Below are 16,239 nucleotides of genomic sequence, written 5' to 3'. Positions count from 1 at the left end.
ATAGCGATGCACCTGGACGCCGGGCGGTGCGGCGTGATGTCTCAAATTCGCGTCATCTCCGCGCTTCATGTTTCCATGTGCCGTGCATTCGAGTAATTGAGCCATATGTTCTGGATTGTCGTTGCGATATTGACGGCGGCTGTCGCCATCGTCCTGATGTACCCGCTGATGCGGAAGACCGAGGTGTCGCAGACGCGCCGCGACGGCGAGGTTGCAGTCTATCGCGACCAGCTTGCCGAACTGGACCGCGAGCGTGCCGCTGGCCTGATCGGCGAGACGGAGGCGGAATATGCCCGCGCCGAAATCGGCCGCCGGCTGCTTGCCGCAGCCGATACCCGTCAAGACGCTGAAAGCAGCGCCCGGCCGCTGCGGCACAATCTCGCCGTAACCCTGATTACCGTTTTGCTACCCGCACTTGGCCTCTGTCTTTACATCTGGAAGGGAAGTCCGGAAGTGCCGGACATGCCGCTCGAGGCACGTCTGGAGCAACCCGGTAACGACATGAACCTTCTGGTCGCCCGTGCCGAGCGGCACCTGGCCGAAAACCCCGACGACGGTGCAGGCTGGGATATCCTGGCGCCGATCTATTTCAAGACGATGCGGCTTGGCGATGCCGAGCTTGCCTATCGCAACGCGCTTCGTCTGCAAGGGCCGAGCACAGAACGGCTGACGGGACTTGGCGAAACACTGGTGGCGAGCAATGACGGCATCGTCATCGAGGCTGCGCGTGAGGCCTTTGCCGAAGCCGAGCGGCTGAGACCCGGCAATCCACGCGCCCGCTTTTATCTGGCGCTGTCGCTGGAGCAGGCGGGCAAGGCGCAGGAGGCGCGTGCGGCCTTTGCAGCACTGGCGGCGGATGCACCAGCCGGTGCGCCATGGTTGCCGCTGGTGCGGGAACATATCGCCAGAACCGGCGGCGAGGCAGCGCCCGGCCCGACCGCAGGCGACGTGGCGGCGGCGAAAGATATGACGCCCGCCGACCGGCAGGCGATGATCGAGGGCATGGTGGCGAGCCTCGACGCCAAGCTCAAGGAAAATCCCGGTGATTTCGAAGGCTGGATGCGCCTCGTACGCGCCTATTCCGTCTTGAACAATGCAGCGAAGGCGGGCGAGGCACTGAGAGCCGGTTTGCAGGTTTTTCCGCCTGAGGGCGAAGAGGGTAAGCAGCTTCTGGCGCTGGCGAAGGAATTGGGAGTTTCCGCCGGACCCGTTCGCATGGACGGGCAAGGGCGCGCGATGCCGCAGGGAGTGACGCAATGACCCGCAAACAGAAACGGCTCGCAATCATCGGCGGCGGCATGAGCTTCATCGTCGCGGCCGTGCTGCTCGTCATGTTCGCCTTCGGCCAGTCCATAGCCTATTTCTACATGCCGGCCGATCTGGAGAAGACGCCGGTCAATCCCGGCACCCGCATCCGCCTTGGTGGGCTGGTGGCGGAAGGCTCCGTCAAGCGCGGGGAGGGCCGCACGGTGAGCTTTACGGTGACTGACGGTGAAGCAAACGTGCCCGTCAGCTATACCGGCATTCTGCCCGATCTTTTCCGCGAGGGGCAGGGCGTGGTGACGGAAGGCGTTTTCGATGCCGCGACCCATGGCTTTGTTGCCGACAGCGTTCTGGCCAAGCATGACGAAAACTACATGCCGAAGGAAGTGGCCGACCGGCTGAAAGACAAGGGCCTGTGGCAGAACACCGGAGAGGGCGGGCAACCTTCCGGCGCAGCGCCTTCTCCTGCGGGAGCTTCAGCCGACAAGACCGGAGCGATAAAATGATCAATGAGATCGGCCACTACGTTCTGGTTCTGGCACTCGCCGTGGGGCTGATCGTCTCGACGCTGCCGGTGATCGGCGCGCGCCGCAACGACCGGGCGCTGATGGATATCGCCTCGCTCGGCTCCGTCGTGATGTTCGTGCTCGTGGCCTTGTCCTTTGCGGCGCTGACGCGGGCCTATGCGGTCTCGGATTTCTCCGTGCGCAACGTCTGGGAAAACTCCCATTCGCTGATGCCGATGCTCTACAAGTTGACCGGCGTCTGGGGCAACCATGAGGGCTCCATGCTGTTGTGGCTGCTGATCCTGGTATTTTTCAGCGCGCTCGTTGCCGTCTTTGGTCGCAACCTGCCGGAAACGCTGAAAGCCAATGTGCTGTCCGTGCAGGCCTGGATTTCCGTCGCTTTCCTGCTGTTCATCCTGCTCACCTCCAATCCGTTCATGCGTCTGGAGCGGGTGCCGGCCGAAGGGCAGGACCTGAACCCTATCCTTCAGGACTTCGGCCTCGCCATACATCCGCCGCTGCTTTATCTCGGTTATGTCGGCTTTTCAGTCTGTTTCTCCTTCGCCGTCGCTGCACTTCTGGAGGGCCGGATCGATGCGGCCTGGGCGCGCTGGGTAAGGCCGTGGACGCTCGCCGCATGGACCTTCCTGACGGCAGGTATCTCCATGGGATCTTACTGGGCCTATTACGAACTCGGCTGGGGCGGCTGGTGGTTCTGGGATCCGGTTGAAAACGCCTCCTTCATGCCATGGCTTGCGGGCACCGCACTGCTGCATTCGGCACTCGTCATGGAAAAGCGCGAAGCGCTGAAAATCTGGACCGTGCTTCTGGCGATCATGACCTTTTCGCTGTCGCTGCTCGGCACCTTCCTCGTGCGCTCCGGCGTCTTGACCTCCGTGCACGCCTTTGCCACCGATCCGAGCCGCGGCATCTTCATTCTCGGCATCCTTACCGTTTTCATCGGCGGAGCTTTCGCGCTGTTCGCATGGCGGGCGCCCTCGCTGAAGGTGGGTGGATTGTTCGCGCCGATCTCACGCGAAGGGGCGCTGGTCCTCAACAATCTGATCCTGACGGTCTCGACCGCAACGGTACTGATCGGCACGCTCTATCCGCTCATTCTCGAAACGCTGACAGGCGAAAAAATCTCGGTCGGCGCGCCGTTCTTCAACCTCACCTTTGGCCTCCTGATGATCCCGGTCCTGATCGTCACGCCCTTCGGGCCGATGCTCGCCTGGAAGCGCGGCGATCTTCTCGGCGCTTTCCAGCGGCTGTATGTGGCGGCCGCCATTGCAGCCCTTGCCGGGCTGACGCTCTGGTACGTGGAGAACGGCGGCCCGGTGCTGGCCGCACTTGGCATCGCAGCCGGTTTCTGGCTGATCTTCGGGGCGCTTGCCGATCTCTGGTATCGGGCCAATTTCGGCAAACTGGCCTTCGGCATCGCATTCCGCCGGTTGAAGGGCCTGCCGCGTTCGGCCTTCGGTGCCGCACTTGCCCATATGGGGCTTGGCATCACCGTGCTTGGCATCGTCACCGTCACCACCTTCGAGACCGAAACCGTTCTTGAAATGAAGCAGGGCATGGAGGCGAAGGCGGGCGGCTACAGTCTCACCTTCGATGGCATCCGCCATGCAGTCGGCCCTAATTTCACCGAGGATCGCGGCCATTTCACCATACGCAAGGCGGGTGTGGAAGTGGCCGACGTCTGGTCCTCCAAACGGCTCTACACGGCACGGCGAATGCCGACCACGGAAGCGGGCATTTTGACCTTCGGCCTCAGCCAGCTCTACGTCTCGCTCGGTGACCCGATGGCGGATGGCGGCATGGTCGTGCGCATCTGGTGGAAACCCTTCATCCTGTGCATCTGGGGCGGCACGCTGTTCATGATGGCCGGCGGTTTGATATCGCTCTCCGACAGACGGTTGAGGGTGGGCGCACCGAGCCGCAAGGCGAAGCCGGCAAAAACGGCCGCGATGCCGGAGGCGGCGGAATGAGGGAGGTTGTGTCGGGGCTCACGCTCCTTCTCGTTCTCATGTTTACGTCATGGCCGGCCTTCGCCTTCAACCCGGACGAGGTGCTGAAAGACCCCGCACTGGAACAGCGCGCCCGCAATCTCACGTCGCAACTGCGCTGCATGGTCTGTCAGAACCAGTCGATCGATGACAGCAATGCCGAACTGGCACGGGACCTGCGCGTTCTGGTGCGGGACAGGCTGGTGGCAGGCGATAGCGATCAGGCTGTTGTCGACTACGTCGTGTCTCGTTACGGCGAATTCGTGCTGCTGAAACCGCGTTTCAGCATGCGCACCGCACTTTTGTGGGGCGCGCCCATCGTTCTGGCGCTTGCGGGAATATTCGCCATCCTCGTTTTTTCGCGTCGGCGCGCCACCCAGGAGCGGCCGGAAAAACTGAGCGCGGACGAAGAAGAGAGAATTCGTAATCTCATTGAAAAATAACTGATTTTCATATCCGTCCTCGGTTCTTTTTCAACATTACGGTTTTTTCATTCGTCAGACACTTCGCTGTAAGGTGTCGCCTCCTATATCTTCATCATCCACCGCTTCTCCCCCGGTCAAACGGGTTCCAGTCTGAATGAAGAAAGAAGGTACACCATGTCTCACTCACAAAACGGACTCTCCTCGCTGAAGACGGTTCTGAAGGCAACGACCGTTGGCGGTCTTGCCGCGCTGATGCTTTCCACAGGCATCGCCGCACCGATCGTTCATTCCTTTGCCGCTCCGGTTGAGGTGACTGCGCCGCAGGTTCCGAGCTTCGCCAATGTGGTCGAGGCGGTTTCGCCCGCCGTCGTCTCCGTTCGCGTCCAGTCGAACGTGCAGCCCGCTTCCGATGATTCCAGCAACTTTTCCTTCAATTTCGGCGGCCGTGGTCTCGACCAGCTGCCGGACGACCATCCCCTGAAGCGCTTCTTCAAGGAATTCGGCGGTCCCAACCAGGACCGTCCCGACCGTGGTCCGAACCGTCACCGTGACGGCAAGGGTCCGCTGCGCCCCGTCGCTCAAGGATCCGGCTTCTTCATCTCCGAAGACGGTTATGTCGTCACCAACAACCACGTTGTCGATGACGGCTCCGCCTACACGGTGGTGATGAATGACGGTACCGAACTCGAAGCCAAGCTCGTTGGCCGTGATCCGCGTACCGATCTGGCGCTGCTGAAGGTCGATGTAAACCGCAAGTTCACCTATGTGCAGTTTGCCGACGATAGCAAGATTCGCGTCGGTGACTGGGTCGTAGCCGTCGGTAACCCCTTCGGCCTCGGCGGCACCGTAACCTCGGGCATCGTTTCTGCCCGTGGCCGCGATATCGGCTCCGGCCCCTATGACGATTACCTGCAGATCGACGCCGCCGTGAACCGCGGCAACTCCGGTGGTCCCGCCTTCAATCTCAACGGTGAAGTCGTTGGCATCAACACCGCGATCTTCTCGCCCTCCGGCGGCAATGTCGGTATTGCTTTCGCCATTCCGTCGTCCGTTGCCAAGGACGTGATCGCCGACCTGCAAAAGGACGGCAAGGTCGAACGCGGCTGGCTCGGCGTGCAGATCCAGCCCGTCAGCAAGGACATTGCCGAGTCGCTTGGTCTTGCCGAAGCGAAGGGCGCGCTCGTCGTCTCGCCGCAGTCCGGTTCGCCGGGCGACAAGGCTGGCATCAAGCAGGGTGACATCATCACTGCCGTCAATGGCGACCCGGTCAAAGATGCCCGCGATCTGTCGCGCCGCATCGGCAGCATGACGCCAAACAGCAAGGTTGAAATCTCGCTCTGGCGCGGCGGCAAGTCGCAGTCGGTCACCGTGACGCTTGGCGATCTCGCAAGCGACGATGCCTCCAAAGCAACGCCGGGCCAGGAAAACGACAGTGGCAGCAAACCTTCCAGCGCAAAGGTGCTGTCGAGCCTCGGCCTGACGGTTGCGCCCGCTGACGACGGCAACGGCCTTGCTATCACTGATGTCGATCCGGACAGCGACGCCGCTGCCCGTGGCCTGAAGACGGGTGAGAAGATCACCTCCGTCAACAACCAGCAGGTGGCTTCTGCCGCCGATATCGAGAAGGTTCTCGAGCAGGCGAAGAAGGACGGACGCTCCAAGGCGCTGTTCCAGATCCAGACGGACAGCGGCAGCCGCTTCATCGCACTGGATATCGACCAGGGTTGATAATCTGAGATGCGACGCCGGTTCTTCTTCGAGCCGGCGTCGCTCGGGACTGTCTCTCACCTTGAGGGCGGGACAGAGTATGTGGAACGCGCGTGCCGCTTGTTTCTTCTCCACTGGGGAGGAGAAGGTCGCGGCAGCGGGATCAAGGGTAAGGCCAGCGATAGACCGCGCCCTTGCCCCCTTATCCGACCCTTCGGGCCACCTTCCCCCCGGCGGGGGAGAAGACAAGGACCGACAAAGCCGGTCCAGTCAGCACCGAGGAGGAAATCTCATGGAAAACAAGGTTCAGGAAATGTCTGTCGCATCTGTTTCCGGTTGTGCGGAAAAGGGCGAGGGCGCTATTGTCCCGCACATGAAGATTCTTGTTATTGAAGACGATCTCGAGGCTGCGGCCTATATGACCAAGGCGTTCCGGGAAGTCGGTATCGTTGCTGACCACGCGAGCGATGGTGAAAGCGGCCTGTTCATGGGCTGTGAGAATTCCTATGACGTGATGGTGATCGACCGCATGCTGCCGCGCCGCGACGGACTTTCCGTCATCAGTGAGCTGCGCCGGCGCGGCATCGAGACGCCGGTTCTCATTCTTTCGGCGCTTGGGCAGGTGGACGACCGCGTGACCGGCCTGCGTGCCGGCGGCGATGATTATCTGCCCAAACCCTATGCTTTTTCCGAACTTCTCGCCCGCATCGAAGTGCTGGGCCGCCGCAAGGGCAAACCCGAACAGGACATGGTCTACCGTGTCGGCGATCTCGAACTTGACCGGCTTTCCCACGATGTCCGGCGCGGTGGCAAGGAAATCTTGTTGCAGCCGCGTGAGTTCCGCCTGCTGGAATATCTCATGAAGAATGCCGGCCAGGTGGTGACCCGCACCATGCTTCTGGAAAACGTCTGGGATTATCATTTCGACCCGCAGACCAATGTCATCGACGTGCATGTGTCCCGCCTTCGTTCGAAGATCGAAAAGGACTTCGAAAAGCCGCTGCTGAAGACCATTCGCGGCGCGGGTTACATGATGAAGGACGAGGGCTGATTGGCGAAAATGGTCCGCCTCAGAATATTGTTCCGGTCAACAGCGGTGCGCCTTTCTGCGCTCTATATCCTGCTGTTTGCGCTCTGCGCCGCCTTTCTGGTCTTTTATGTCACCGCCCTTTCCGAACGGCTGCTGAACCAGCAGACGCGTGACGCGGTGCTGCAGGAAGTGTCGGATGTGCAGCGCATCTACAATCGCGGCGGCATCAACCCGCTGTTGCGGATGATGGAGCGCCGTGCCCGCCAGCCGGGGGCGAGCCTTTACATCATCGCCGGCCCCAATGGCGAAATCCTTGCAGGCAACGTCGCTTCCGTGCAGCCCGGCGTGTTTGACAAGGAGGGCTGGACGGGTTTCCCCTTCCGTTACGAACGTTATTCCGAAAGCGGCGACAGCGTGCAGCATATGGCGACCGCCAATGTCTTCATGCTGGACAACGGCCTACGCATCCTGATCGGCCGCGATCTCGGCGAACCCACCAAATTCCGGGCGCTGGTGCGCAATGCGCTGATGGTGGCGCTTGCCATCATGAGCGCCGGTGCGCTGCTCATCTGGTTCGGCATCGGCCGCAATGCCTTGAAACGCATCGACCGCATGTCGGCAGCGACCAAGAAGATCATGGCCGGCGATCTTTCGCAGCGCCTGCCGCAGGGCCGCTCCGGCGACGAGTTCGATCGGCTGTCCGGCTCGCTCAACGCCATGCTCGGCCGTATCGAAAAGCTGAACGAGGGCTTGCGGCAGGTGTCCGACAACATCGCCCACGACCTCAAGACACCACTGACGCGGCTGCGCAACAAGGCAGCGGCCGCCTTGGATGACGACGATGAGACGAAACGGCGCGCGGCACTCGAAGGCATCATCGCCGAATCCGACCAGTTGATCCGCACCTTCAATGCATTGTTGATGATTTCCCGCGTCGAGGCAGGCTCCATCGCCGCCGAAATGACCGATGTGGACATGTCGGCAATCGCCGCCGACAGCGCCGAACTTTACGAACCGGTGGCCGAGGACGCGGGACTTACGCTTGAGGCCGAGATCGAACCCGGTCTTTCGGTGCAGGGCAACCGTGAGCTGATCGGCCAGGCGCTTTCGAACCTTATCGACAACGCCATGAAATATGCCTGCGAATGCGAGGGCGACAAAAAACTCATCGTGCGTCTGGTGAGCGAACCGGACGCCATCGTGCTGTCCGTCTCCGATAACGGCCCCGGCATCCCCGCCGACAAGCGCGGCGAGGTGCTGAAACGTTTCGTGCGGCTGGACGAAAGTCGCTCCAAACCCGGCACGGGGCTAGGCCTGTCGCTGGTGGAGGCCGTGATGGAATTGCACGGCGGATCGCTCGCGCTGTCGGACACCGACACTACAAATTCCGTCTGCCCGGGCCTGACCGTCTCGATGATCTTTCCCGTTTCGACCCAGTAAGCCGCGCTGTCCAACGCCGCCGACACCAGCACCGGCTGGTCACCGCTATTTGTGCGGAAATTCGTTCACCTCCGAGAAATAATCGTTTCTCGAGATTGAATTGAAAGATGATCGGAAGAATATCCTATAAGGTTCTACAGCTGCAATTTATTAGGGGATCGCATCGCGATCGGCAAAAGGACTTATGACCGATGGCAAACATGGCCCCCTTGGTCGGCGACCACCATGGACCGATCATTCTGTTCGATGCCGAATGTGTGCTCTGTTCGGTGAATGCGCAATTCGTACTGCGGCATGACAAGGCCGGATATTTCCGGCTGGCCTCCATGCAGGGAGCCGTCGGCACGGAAATCTACCGGCGGCACGGAATGGACCCCAAAAATCCGGTCAGCCTGCTCGTTGTCGATGGCGACAGGGTGCGACAGGATAGCGACGGCGTTCTTGCGATCTATGAGGCGCTTGGCATGCCCTGGCGGCTGCTTGGCATGTTGCGCGTAATTCCCGCATTTCTGCGCGATCCCGTCTATCGTTTTGTCGCCCGCAATCGCTATCGTTGGTTCGGAAAACGTGCGCAATGCTGGGTGGCGCCGCCGGAATACAGGGACAGGATTCTCTGAGCTTAGCGACGATCCTCCGCCCAGGGCAGGCGACAATTTCAGGCGGCGGGACAGACACGTGACGGCGTTGCGGAGATGGTTACGCATCCCCGCAACGCCACGTCGCCATCGGGTCAGAACGTGTAAGCCACGCCAATCATCGCGAAGGGCTGGATGTCCTTCTTGGAGAGCGGGCTGTCCTTGGCATCGCCCAGCAGAAAGCCAACACCGCCGGCGCCGGTGATCGACCAGTTCTCGGTCATAAGGTAAGTGAGGGAGGCGCTGGCGTCGATGCGCTTGAAGCCTGCCTTGGCGTCATAGCGGCGCAGGCCGGAACGGGCGGATTGGGCCGAGGTGACGCCGAAATAGGATTTCATGTGCTTGTCGTCCGCCCAGGTGGCGGAGAGGTCCGCGCCAAGGATGAACTGGTCGACTTTGTGCGAAACGCTGGCGCCGACGGTTGCGGTCAACCCTTCGCTGCCGCTGATGGTCTTGTCCACCTTCGCATAGACCTCGAAGGGATCGATGCCATAAGCGATAACACCGCCGACCACGCCGCCCGCCTTGATGTCACCCATTCCGCGAAGATTTTTCTTGTCGTCCTTTTCCTTGCGCCCGGCTTCCCAGCCGCCCTTCACGCCCAGTCTGAAGCCGTTGCTGTTCAGCAGGTTGACGGTGACGCCGCTGAAATCGATGCTCAGCGTATCTCCATACTCAACGGAAACCAGGGGAACAGCGCCTGCTTCCAGCTTGTCCGAGCCCTCATATTTGGGAGCGTAGGCAGTACCCACGCCAAGTGTGATTTTCCACTCACTGGAACTGCTGTAGCGGGCATTGTCGAAATTGCCCTGCGGTTCGGCGAACCTGTCCGATTTGCCGAGATCGGCAGCGAGGACGGGCGTGCAGACGGCCTGCGCCAGGGGCAGCGCGGTCAGGCACAACGCCATTGCATGCAGGTTCTTTTGCCATTTCACTGTAATAATCTGTTTCATGATCATATCCGTTGCAGCATCAAGCGTTGCAAAACCTGGGAGTCGGGTTTCGTTGAGCAGGACGCTACGTGGGCATAATTGCGGAGACATTACGCGATATTGCCGGCCACGACTGAAATGGCGCTTCCGCAGGCCAGACCGCGGAAAAGATCGGCAAAAACGGTTTTCCTGATCGCAAAGCGCCACGCATTTGTTACAACGCGGAGTGTATGCGCCCGGAAGCTTCGACAATGCGTGGCGGCAGGACGATTTTGCGGGGAGCGATCCTTCCTGAGAATCAGGCACGGTCGAAGCGCAAGGATGGGTCGCTGGGGAGAGGGAGAGAGACAGTGACGAAACGGGAAACCGCTGAAAGGCGGCTGAGCGAGGTTCTGCCGGGAGTTATCCGCCCCTATACGCAGACGGAACTGAAATCCGTTCTCTCCACGCTGAAGGATATCGCCAAGGGCGAGCCAGCTGTGGCCGCGCTTCTTGCCGCCGAAAGCCCGCTGAAGGACTTCATCGCTGCGGCTTTCACGCTGTCGCCCTATCTGCGCGATATGGCCGCGGCGGACGAGGGACTGCTGACGCTCGCGATTTCGAAGCCGCTGGAGCCACTACTGGCCGATCTCGTCCGTGAAGCGCGCGATTGCTGGAAGCCGGGGCAAGAGGGCGGCGTGCCCGTCGAAAACGAGGTGATGTCGCGCTTGAGGATCGCCAAGCGTCGGCTTTCCTTCGTCGCAGCGCTTGCCGATCTTGCGCGCATCTTCACCGCCCGCGATACCACGCGCTGGCTGAGCGACATGGCGGATGCTTCGCTGTCGGCCGCCATCGACCACCTGCTGCTTGTCGGCCATGAGACCGGCAAGCTCAAACTGAAGAACGTGGCCGCGCCAAGCGAAGGTTCCGGCCTGATCGTGCTTGGCATGGGCAAGCTCGGCGCGCGCGAACTGAACTATTCTTCGGACATCGACGCAGTGGTGTTCTTTGAACCCTCTGCCGGCATTATCGATGATCCCTATGCTGCGACAGAGAATTTCGGCCGCATGATGCGCCGCCTCGTGCGTATCATGCAGGAACGCACGGCAGACGGTTACGTCTTCCGCACCGATTTGAGGCTCCGGCCAGACCCCGGCTCGACACCGCTCGCCATTCCCGTGGAAGCGGCGCTGCTTTATTACGAGGGCAGGGGCCAGAACTGGGAACGCGCCGCCTATATCAAGGCGCGGCCGGTGGCGGGCGATCTGAAGGCCGGTGACAATTTCCTGCGCGAACTGACACCTTTCATCTTCCGCAAATATCTCGATTACGCGGCGATTGCCGATATTCACTCCATCAAGCGGCAGATCCATGCGCATAAGGGCCATGGCGCGATTGCGGTTAAGGGCCATAACGTCAAGCTCGGACGCGGCGGCATCCGCGAGATCGAGTTCTTCGCGCAGACGCAGCAGCTGATCGCCGGCGGCCGTATGCCGGCGCTCAGGGTCCGCGCGACGCAGGAGGCGCTGGCGGCGCTCACCGAAGCGAAATGGATCGATGCCGAAACGCGCGATAGCCTGACGGACGCCTACTGGTTCCTGCGCGAGGTGGAACACCGCATTCAGATGGTGCGCGATGAGCAGACCCACGTGCTGCCCGACACCGAAACCGAACTGAAGCGCATTGCCTTCATGCTCGGTTTTGAAGATACCAAGGCGTTTTCCGAGAAGCTGGAAAAGGTGCTGCGGCTGGTGGAGCGCCGTTATTCGGCGCTGTTCGAACAGGAGACGAAACTCTCCGGTGAGGCAGGCAATCTGGTCTTCACGGGCCAGAAGGACGATCCAGATACGCTGAAAACCCTCTCAGCACTTGGTTTTCAGCGGCCGGAGGATATTTCCCGCGTCATACGCACCTGGCACAATGGCCGCTACCGGGCAACGCAATCGGTCGAGGCGCGCGAGCGGCTGACGGAGCTTACGCCGGATCTGCTGCGCGCCTTTGGCGAAAGCAAGCGGGCGGATGAGGCGCTGCTGCGCTTTGATAATTTCCTCTCCGGGCTACCGGCGGGCATCCAGCTCTTCTCGCTGCTCGGCAACAATCAGGCGCTGCTGTCGCTGCTGGTGACGATCATGTCGTCGGCCCCGCGCCTTGCCGAAATCATCGCCGCCCGCCCGCATGTTTTTGACGGCATGCTGGACCCGGCGCTGATGAGCGACGTGCCGACGCGCGAGTATCTTGCCCAGCGCATGGGCAATTTCCTCTCCAATGCCCGCCACTATGAGGATATTCTCGACCGGCTCCGTATTTTCGCCGCCGAGCAGCGCTTTCTCATCGGCGTGCGGCTGTTGACAGGCGCGATCCGTGGCGAGATCGCCGCCCGCGCCTTCACCCATCTTGCCGATCTGGTAATTGAAGCGGCCCTGAATGCCGTTCTCTCGGAGATGGAGACGGCACATGGGCCATATCCGGGCGGGCGCGTGGCCGTGATGGGCATGGGCAAGCTCGGCTCCTTCGAGCTGACCGCGGGTTCGGATGTCGACCTCATTCTCCTCTACGATTACAACGATGCCGCCCATGAATCGACCGGCGCAAAACCGCTCGATGTGGTGCGTTATTTCACTCGCGTCACCCAAAGGCTGATTGCCGCACTATCGGCGCCCACGGCCGAAGGCGTGCTTTACGAGGTGGACATGCGGCTTCGCCCCTCCGGCAACAAGGGGCCGGTGGCGACGCGCATTTCCGCCTTTGAGAAATACCAGCGCGAGGAAGCCTGGACCTGGGAACATATGGCGCTTTCCCGCGCTCGCCTGATCTGTGGCAAAGCCTCGCTGATGGAAGATGCGCGCGGCATCATCGCCTCGGTACTGTCCCAGAAGCGCGATGTGGCGAAAGTCTCAGCCGATGTGCTGGAAATGCGAAGCCTCATTGAACAGGAAAAGCCGCCGGAAAACATCTGGGATTTCAAGCTCATCAATGGTGGGCTGATCGACCTCGAATTCATCGCCCAATATCTGGCGCTGGTCGGTCCCGCCAGGGGTCTCCAGCCGCACGAACCGGGTCGCAACACGGCAGAGGCATTGCAGGTGCTGGCCGCCCCGGTGATGGAGCAGCAATCCTTCGACGACTGCATGGCGGCGACGGCGCTTTACACCGAGATATCGCAGATCGTGCGGCTGTGCATCGACGGTGCTTTCAATCCGAAGGAAGCGCCTGCCGGTCTTATCGATCTGGTTTGCCGGGCCGGGGATTGCCCGGATATTTCCACGCTGGAGGGCGAGGTGAAGCGGCTGGCGAAGGTTGTCAGGAAGGCGTTTGTGGCAACGGTGAAGAATGGCGGGTGATGGTGGGTATCGCGCGTTCTGCCTTCACTTACTGCAACGCAAGGGGCACAGCCCGATATTCCTCAATGCACCGTGCCACAGCACCCTGCCGCATGCGGGATGATAATCGTCACCACCGTGCCTCTGCCTTCGCAGGAGCGGATTTTCATCGTGCCGCCATGCAGCCTGACGAGCGAGCGCGAGATGGCGAGCCCGAGGCCTGAGCCGCCCTGGCTTTTGGCGTATTGGCTCTGCACCTGCTCGAAGGGCTGGCCAATCTTGTCAAGCGCCTCGGCGGGAATGCCGATGCCGGTATCGGCGATGGTGAGGATCATGGCGGCCTGATGCACATGGGTGCGCAGCGCTACGCGGCCGCCATTACCGGTGAACTTCACGGCATTGGACAGAAGGTTGAGCATGATCTGCTTCATGGCGCGGCGGTCGCCCTGCATCGTCAGCCCGGCGCAGACCTTCTGCTGCACGGTGATGTTCTTCTGTTCCGCCTGGATGGCGGTCAGCCGCAGGGTTTCCTCGATCAGCGGCGCGAGATCGATTGTCTCGCGGTTGATCCGCATATGGCCGGCCTCGATCTTGGACATATCGAGAATGTCGTTGATGACATTTAGGAGGTGCTTGCCGCTGTCGTGGATATCCCGGGCATATTCGGAATATTTCGGCGAGCCAACCGGGCCGAACATCTCGTTTTGCAGGATGTCGGAAAAGCCGAGAATGGCGTTGAGCGGCGTTCGCAGCTCATGGCTCATATTGGCGAGGAATTCGGACTTTGCGAGGTTTGCCGCCTGGGCGCGCTCTTTTTCGGCGAGATAATTGGCGTTGGCGTCTGAAAGCTCCGTCTTCTGCCGCTCCAGCTTATGCTGCGAGGCGGAAAGATCGCCGATGGTGGCCATCAGCCGGCGTTCGGAGTCACGCAGGCGCTCCTGATGGCGCTTCAGAAGCGTAATGTCGGTGCCGACGGAGACGAGGCCGCCGTCACGGGTGCGGCGTTCATTGATCTGTAGCCAGCGATCATCGGCAAGCTGCACTTCCGTCATGCGCGAAAGGCCGGACTGATCGGGGTCCGCAACGCGCCGCTCCACAACCGGGCGTGCCGCAGCCGCCTGCACGGCGCTCTTTTCGGTGCCCGCTACCAGAACGCTGTCCGGCAGGCCGTAAGCTTTCTGGTAATGGGTGTTGCACATGACGAGACGGTCATTCTTGTCCCACAGCACGAAGGCTTCCGAGGTGGATTCGATGGCGTCTGCAAGGCGCTGGTCTGCCTCGGCATAACGTTGCGCAAGGCGGTGCTGCTCAGTCACGTCCATGGCGATGCCGATGACGCGCGGGCCGTTATTGGTGCGGATGACCTGGGCGCGGGCGCGCAGCCAGACATAGTGGCCTTTCGCGTGGCGCATGCGAAAGATCTGGTCGATCTGGCGCAGATCACCGCAGCCGACAGCACGGGCAAGCTCGTAGAGGTTCCCATCTTCGGAATGCATCATGCGCGCCGCATCCGAAAAGGACAGCGGTGCGGCCTTCGGCGGTCTGCCGAGGATTTCGTAGAGCGAGCCGGACCAGAACATGCGCCGCGTGGAAAGATCGAAGTCCCACAGGCCGCAGCGGCCACGTGACAGCGCCGTCTCCACCCGCAGGTTCGATTCAGCGAAGATGTCGTCAGCGTCGCGGGCGCGTTTGACCTGCATGTAATAGGCGTAGAGCACGACGAGAAGGATCGAGGAGATTCCGGCAAACAGCGTCACGTTCATGGCGATTTCGCTGCGCCAGAAAGAACGGATCGGCTCAAGCGAGCGCGCCGCGATGACCATGCCTCCATCGTCGCCGAAGGGGATCATCGTCGCATAATGCGGCTGGTTGTCGATATTGGTTTCGATGGTGCCGGGCGCGCCGGGAAAACGCTGAACAATGGCGATTTCGGGAAGCAAAGCCGGCAGGGAGGTGCCGATATAAAGCGTGGCGCCCTTGCCGGCGCCGGCGAAAATCCGGCCGTTGCTGCCCGACAGAAGCACCATGGTGCCATCAGCAAGGCTGCCCGAAGGCAGCGCTGCGGCAAGGCTCGCCTCCGCGCGGGTGCGCTCTTGCGAGGCAAAGACAATACCGTTGTTGATAAGGGCTGCTTTGGCCGTCAGCGCTGTCAGTGCGGTAGAGTGGCGGGCTGCCTCTTCCATGCGGCTATATTCGGCAACGATGCCCAGCATGCGTGACGCCGCGATGACGACGAGAAATGCAAGAATGAGAATGGGAATGAGGCGCTTCAGCAGGGTCTCGACCTGCGGCATCGGGCGGTCGGAGCCGTTCATCAAACCCATCAGGTCGCTGGAAAGCCTTTCGCCCCAGGCCGCAAGATCAGAAAATTTGGCATACGGCCGCTCATCGCCCGCAGTCGCCCGCCGCACGTTCGTCATTGTCCCGCCTTCAAGATATCCCCACTGATTCGAAGCGCCGCCGCTCGAATATGCATAGTGAATCAAATGCGATTCGCCGTGTCCAGAGGCAAAAGTTAAAAGAATTTTAACCCCTTGAACCGACTCCGTATTTTTTCGGGACAGCGCGTTACGGTCTGCACAGCGGCGGCGGGCATTGGAAAAACCGACACCCGGATGGCCGGTCTGGGACGTTCCGGTGTGTTACGGCCGGTGGTTCTCAAGCCCTGTCGAAAGCTTCGAGAGCAGGTCCAAGTGCGCCGAGAACGCCGTTTCCGGCGGCAGGAAGCCCGGTCAGCACCGCGCTGATGATATCGTCACGGCTTGCGCCATGCGCTTTGGCTTCCAGCACATGAAATTCCACACCGCCTTCAAGCCGCAGTGCGGCGAGAATGCCGATATAGACCAGGCATTGCGTCTTGGCATCCAGCGTGGACGCCGCACCCAGCCCCTGCACGGCCTGAAGCCAGACAGCCTGATGGGCCGGGGCCTCGGTGATGAAACGCTGGAACGAATTGCTGGTGTTGGAAATATCCGTCATCTGAAGTCCCTTTC

General features: G+C 61.1%; 12 protein-coding genes. 9 read left to right on the top strand and 3 right to left on the bottom strand.

Features of this window, described 5'->3' with window-relative positions; genetic code table 11:
- Positions 1–105: 105 nt before the first annotated feature.
- From ccmI to ACQZ63_RS02405, 8 genes are all read left to right on the top strand, one after another.
- Positions 106–1,260, top strand: coding sequence for a c-type cytochrome biogenesis protein CcmI (ccmI, locus tag ACQZ63_RS02440; protein ID WP_162693163.1), 1,155 nt, complete (start codon positions 106–108; stop codon positions 1,258–1,260).
- Positions 1,257–1,769 carry a cytochrome c maturation protein CcmE gene (gene ccmE, locus ACQZ63_RS02435; protein WP_003512141.1) on the top strand — a complete coding sequence of 171 codons (513 nt, stop codon included), beginning with the start codon at positions 1,257–1,259 and terminating at the stop codon, positions 1,767–1,769. The genes ccmI and ccmE overlap by 4 nt, the downstream gene beginning before the upstream one ends.
- Positions 1,766–3,760, top strand: coding sequence for a heme lyase CcmF/NrfE family subunit (locus ACQZ63_RS02430; protein WP_111796152.1), 1,995 nt, complete (start codon positions 1,766–1,768; stop codon positions 3,758–3,760). The genes ccmE and ACQZ63_RS02430 overlap by 4 nt, the downstream gene beginning before the upstream one ends.
- Entirely contained in the window at positions 3,757–4,221 is a 465-nt protein-coding gene (locus ACQZ63_RS02425; protein ID WP_019564066.1) for a cytochrome c-type biogenesis protein, read from the top strand. The genes ACQZ63_RS02430 and ACQZ63_RS02425 overlap by 4 nt, the downstream gene beginning before the upstream one ends.
- Positions 4,222–4,377: 156 nt before the next feature.
- Entirely contained in the window at positions 4,378–5,931 is a 1,554-nt protein-coding gene (locus ACQZ63_RS02420) for a Do family serine endopeptidase (protein ID WP_113555904.1), read from the top strand.
- 271 nt (positions 5,932–6,202) lie between these two features.
- Positions 6,203–6,961 carry a response regulator transcription factor gene (locus ACQZ63_RS02415; RefSeq protein WP_013635754.1) on the top strand — a complete coding sequence of 253 codons (759 nt, stop codon included), beginning with the start codon at positions 6,203–6,205 and terminating at the stop codon, positions 6,959–6,961.
- 9 nt (positions 6,962–6,970) lie between these two features.
- Positions 6,971–8,380: a sensor histidine kinase gene (locus ACQZ63_RS02410; protein ID WP_034501730.1), complete on the top strand. Its 1,410-nt coding sequence runs from the start codon at positions 6,971–6,973 to the stop codon at positions 8,378–8,380.
- A 191-nt stretch (positions 8,381–8,571) separates the two neighbouring features.
- Entirely contained in the window at positions 8,572–8,997 is a 426-nt protein-coding gene (locus tag ACQZ63_RS02405; protein WP_065704910.1) for a thiol-disulfide oxidoreductase DCC family protein, read from the top strand.
- Positions 8,998–9,110: 113 nt separating this feature from the next.
- On the opposite strand, the gene ACQZ63_RS02400 is transcribed toward ACQZ63_RS02405, so the two are convergent.
- Positions 9,111–9,974 (bottom strand): MipA/OmpV family protein, encoded by an 864-nt coding sequence (locus ACQZ63_RS02400; RefSeq protein ID WP_162763629.1) that lies wholly within the window; start codon positions 9,972–9,974, stop codon positions 9,111–9,113.
- 323 nt (positions 9,975–10,297) lie between these two features.
- On the opposite strand from ACQZ63_RS02400, the gene ACQZ63_RS02395 reads away from it, so the two are divergent.
- Positions 10,298–13,267: a bifunctional [glutamine synthetase] adenylyltransferase/[glutamine synthetase]-adenylyl-L-tyrosine phosphorylase gene (locus tag ACQZ63_RS02395; RefSeq protein ID WP_111783209.1), complete on the top strand. Its 2,970-nt coding sequence runs from the start codon at positions 10,298–10,300 to the stop codon at positions 13,265–13,267.
- Positions 13,268–13,329: 62 nt separating this feature from the next.
- On the opposite strand, the gene ACQZ63_RS02390 is transcribed toward ACQZ63_RS02395, so the two are convergent.
- Positions 13,330–15,666 (bottom strand): PAS domain-containing sensor histidine kinase, encoded by a 2,337-nt coding sequence (locus ACQZ63_RS02390; RefSeq protein ID WP_019564062.1) that lies wholly within the window; start codon positions 15,664–15,666, stop codon positions 13,330–13,332.
- 238 nt (positions 15,667–15,904) lie between these two features.
- Positions 15,905–16,225, bottom strand: coding sequence for a carboxymuconolactone decarboxylase family protein (locus tag ACQZ63_RS02385; RefSeq protein ID WP_111798950.1), 321 nt, complete (start codon positions 16,223–16,225; stop codon positions 15,905–15,907).
- Positions 16,226–16,239 lie beyond the last annotated feature (14 nt).

It is taken from the genome of Agrobacterium sp. CG160-95, assembly GCF_053521725.1.
The sequence above is the reverse complement of the archived record's forward strand: the minus strand, read 5'-3'. Positions and strand labels throughout refer to the sequence as shown.

Bases quoted from the DNA above. Each gene is read 5' to 3' on its own strand.
- ccmI (WP_162693163.1), top strand. From the start codon at position 106: ATGTTCTGGATTGTCGTTGCGATATTGACGGCGGCTGTCGCCATCGTC.
- ccmE (WP_003512141.1), top strand. From the start codon at position 1,257: ATGACCCGCAAACAGAAACGGCTCGCAATCATCGGCGGCGGCATGAGC.
- ACQZ63_RS02430 (WP_111796152.1), top strand. From the start codon at position 1,766: ATGATCAATGAGATCGGCCACTACGTTCTGGTTCTGGCACTCGCCGTG.
- ACQZ63_RS02425 (WP_019564066.1), top strand. From the start codon at position 3,757: ATGAGGGAGGTTGTGTCGGGGCTCACGCTCCTTCTCGTTCTCATGTTT.
- ACQZ63_RS02420 (WP_113555904.1), top strand. From the start codon at position 4,378: ATGTCTCACTCACAAAACGGACTCTCCTCGCTGAAGACGGTTCTGAAG.
- ACQZ63_RS02415 (WP_013635754.1), top strand. From the start codon at position 6,203: ATGGAAAACAAGGTTCAGGAAATGTCTGTCGCATCTGTTTCCGGTTGT.
- ACQZ63_RS02410 (WP_034501730.1), top strand. From the start codon at position 6,971: ATGGTCCGCCTCAGAATATTGTTCCGGTCAACAGCGGTGCGCCTTTCT.
- ACQZ63_RS02405 (WP_065704910.1), top strand. From the start codon at position 8,572: ATGGCAAACATGGCCCCCTTGGTCGGCGACCACCATGGACCGATCATT.
- ACQZ63_RS02400 (WP_162763629.1), bottom strand. From the start codon at position 9,974: ATGATCATGAAACAGATTATTACAGTGAAATGGCAAAAGAACCTGCAT.
- ACQZ63_RS02390 (WP_019564062.1), bottom strand. From the start codon at position 15,666: ATGACGAACGTGCGGCGGGCGACTGCGGGCGATGAGCGGCCGTATGCC.
- ACQZ63_RS02385 (WP_111798950.1), bottom strand. From the start codon at position 16,225: ATGACGGATATTTCCAACACCAGCAATTCGTTCCAGCGTTTCATCACC.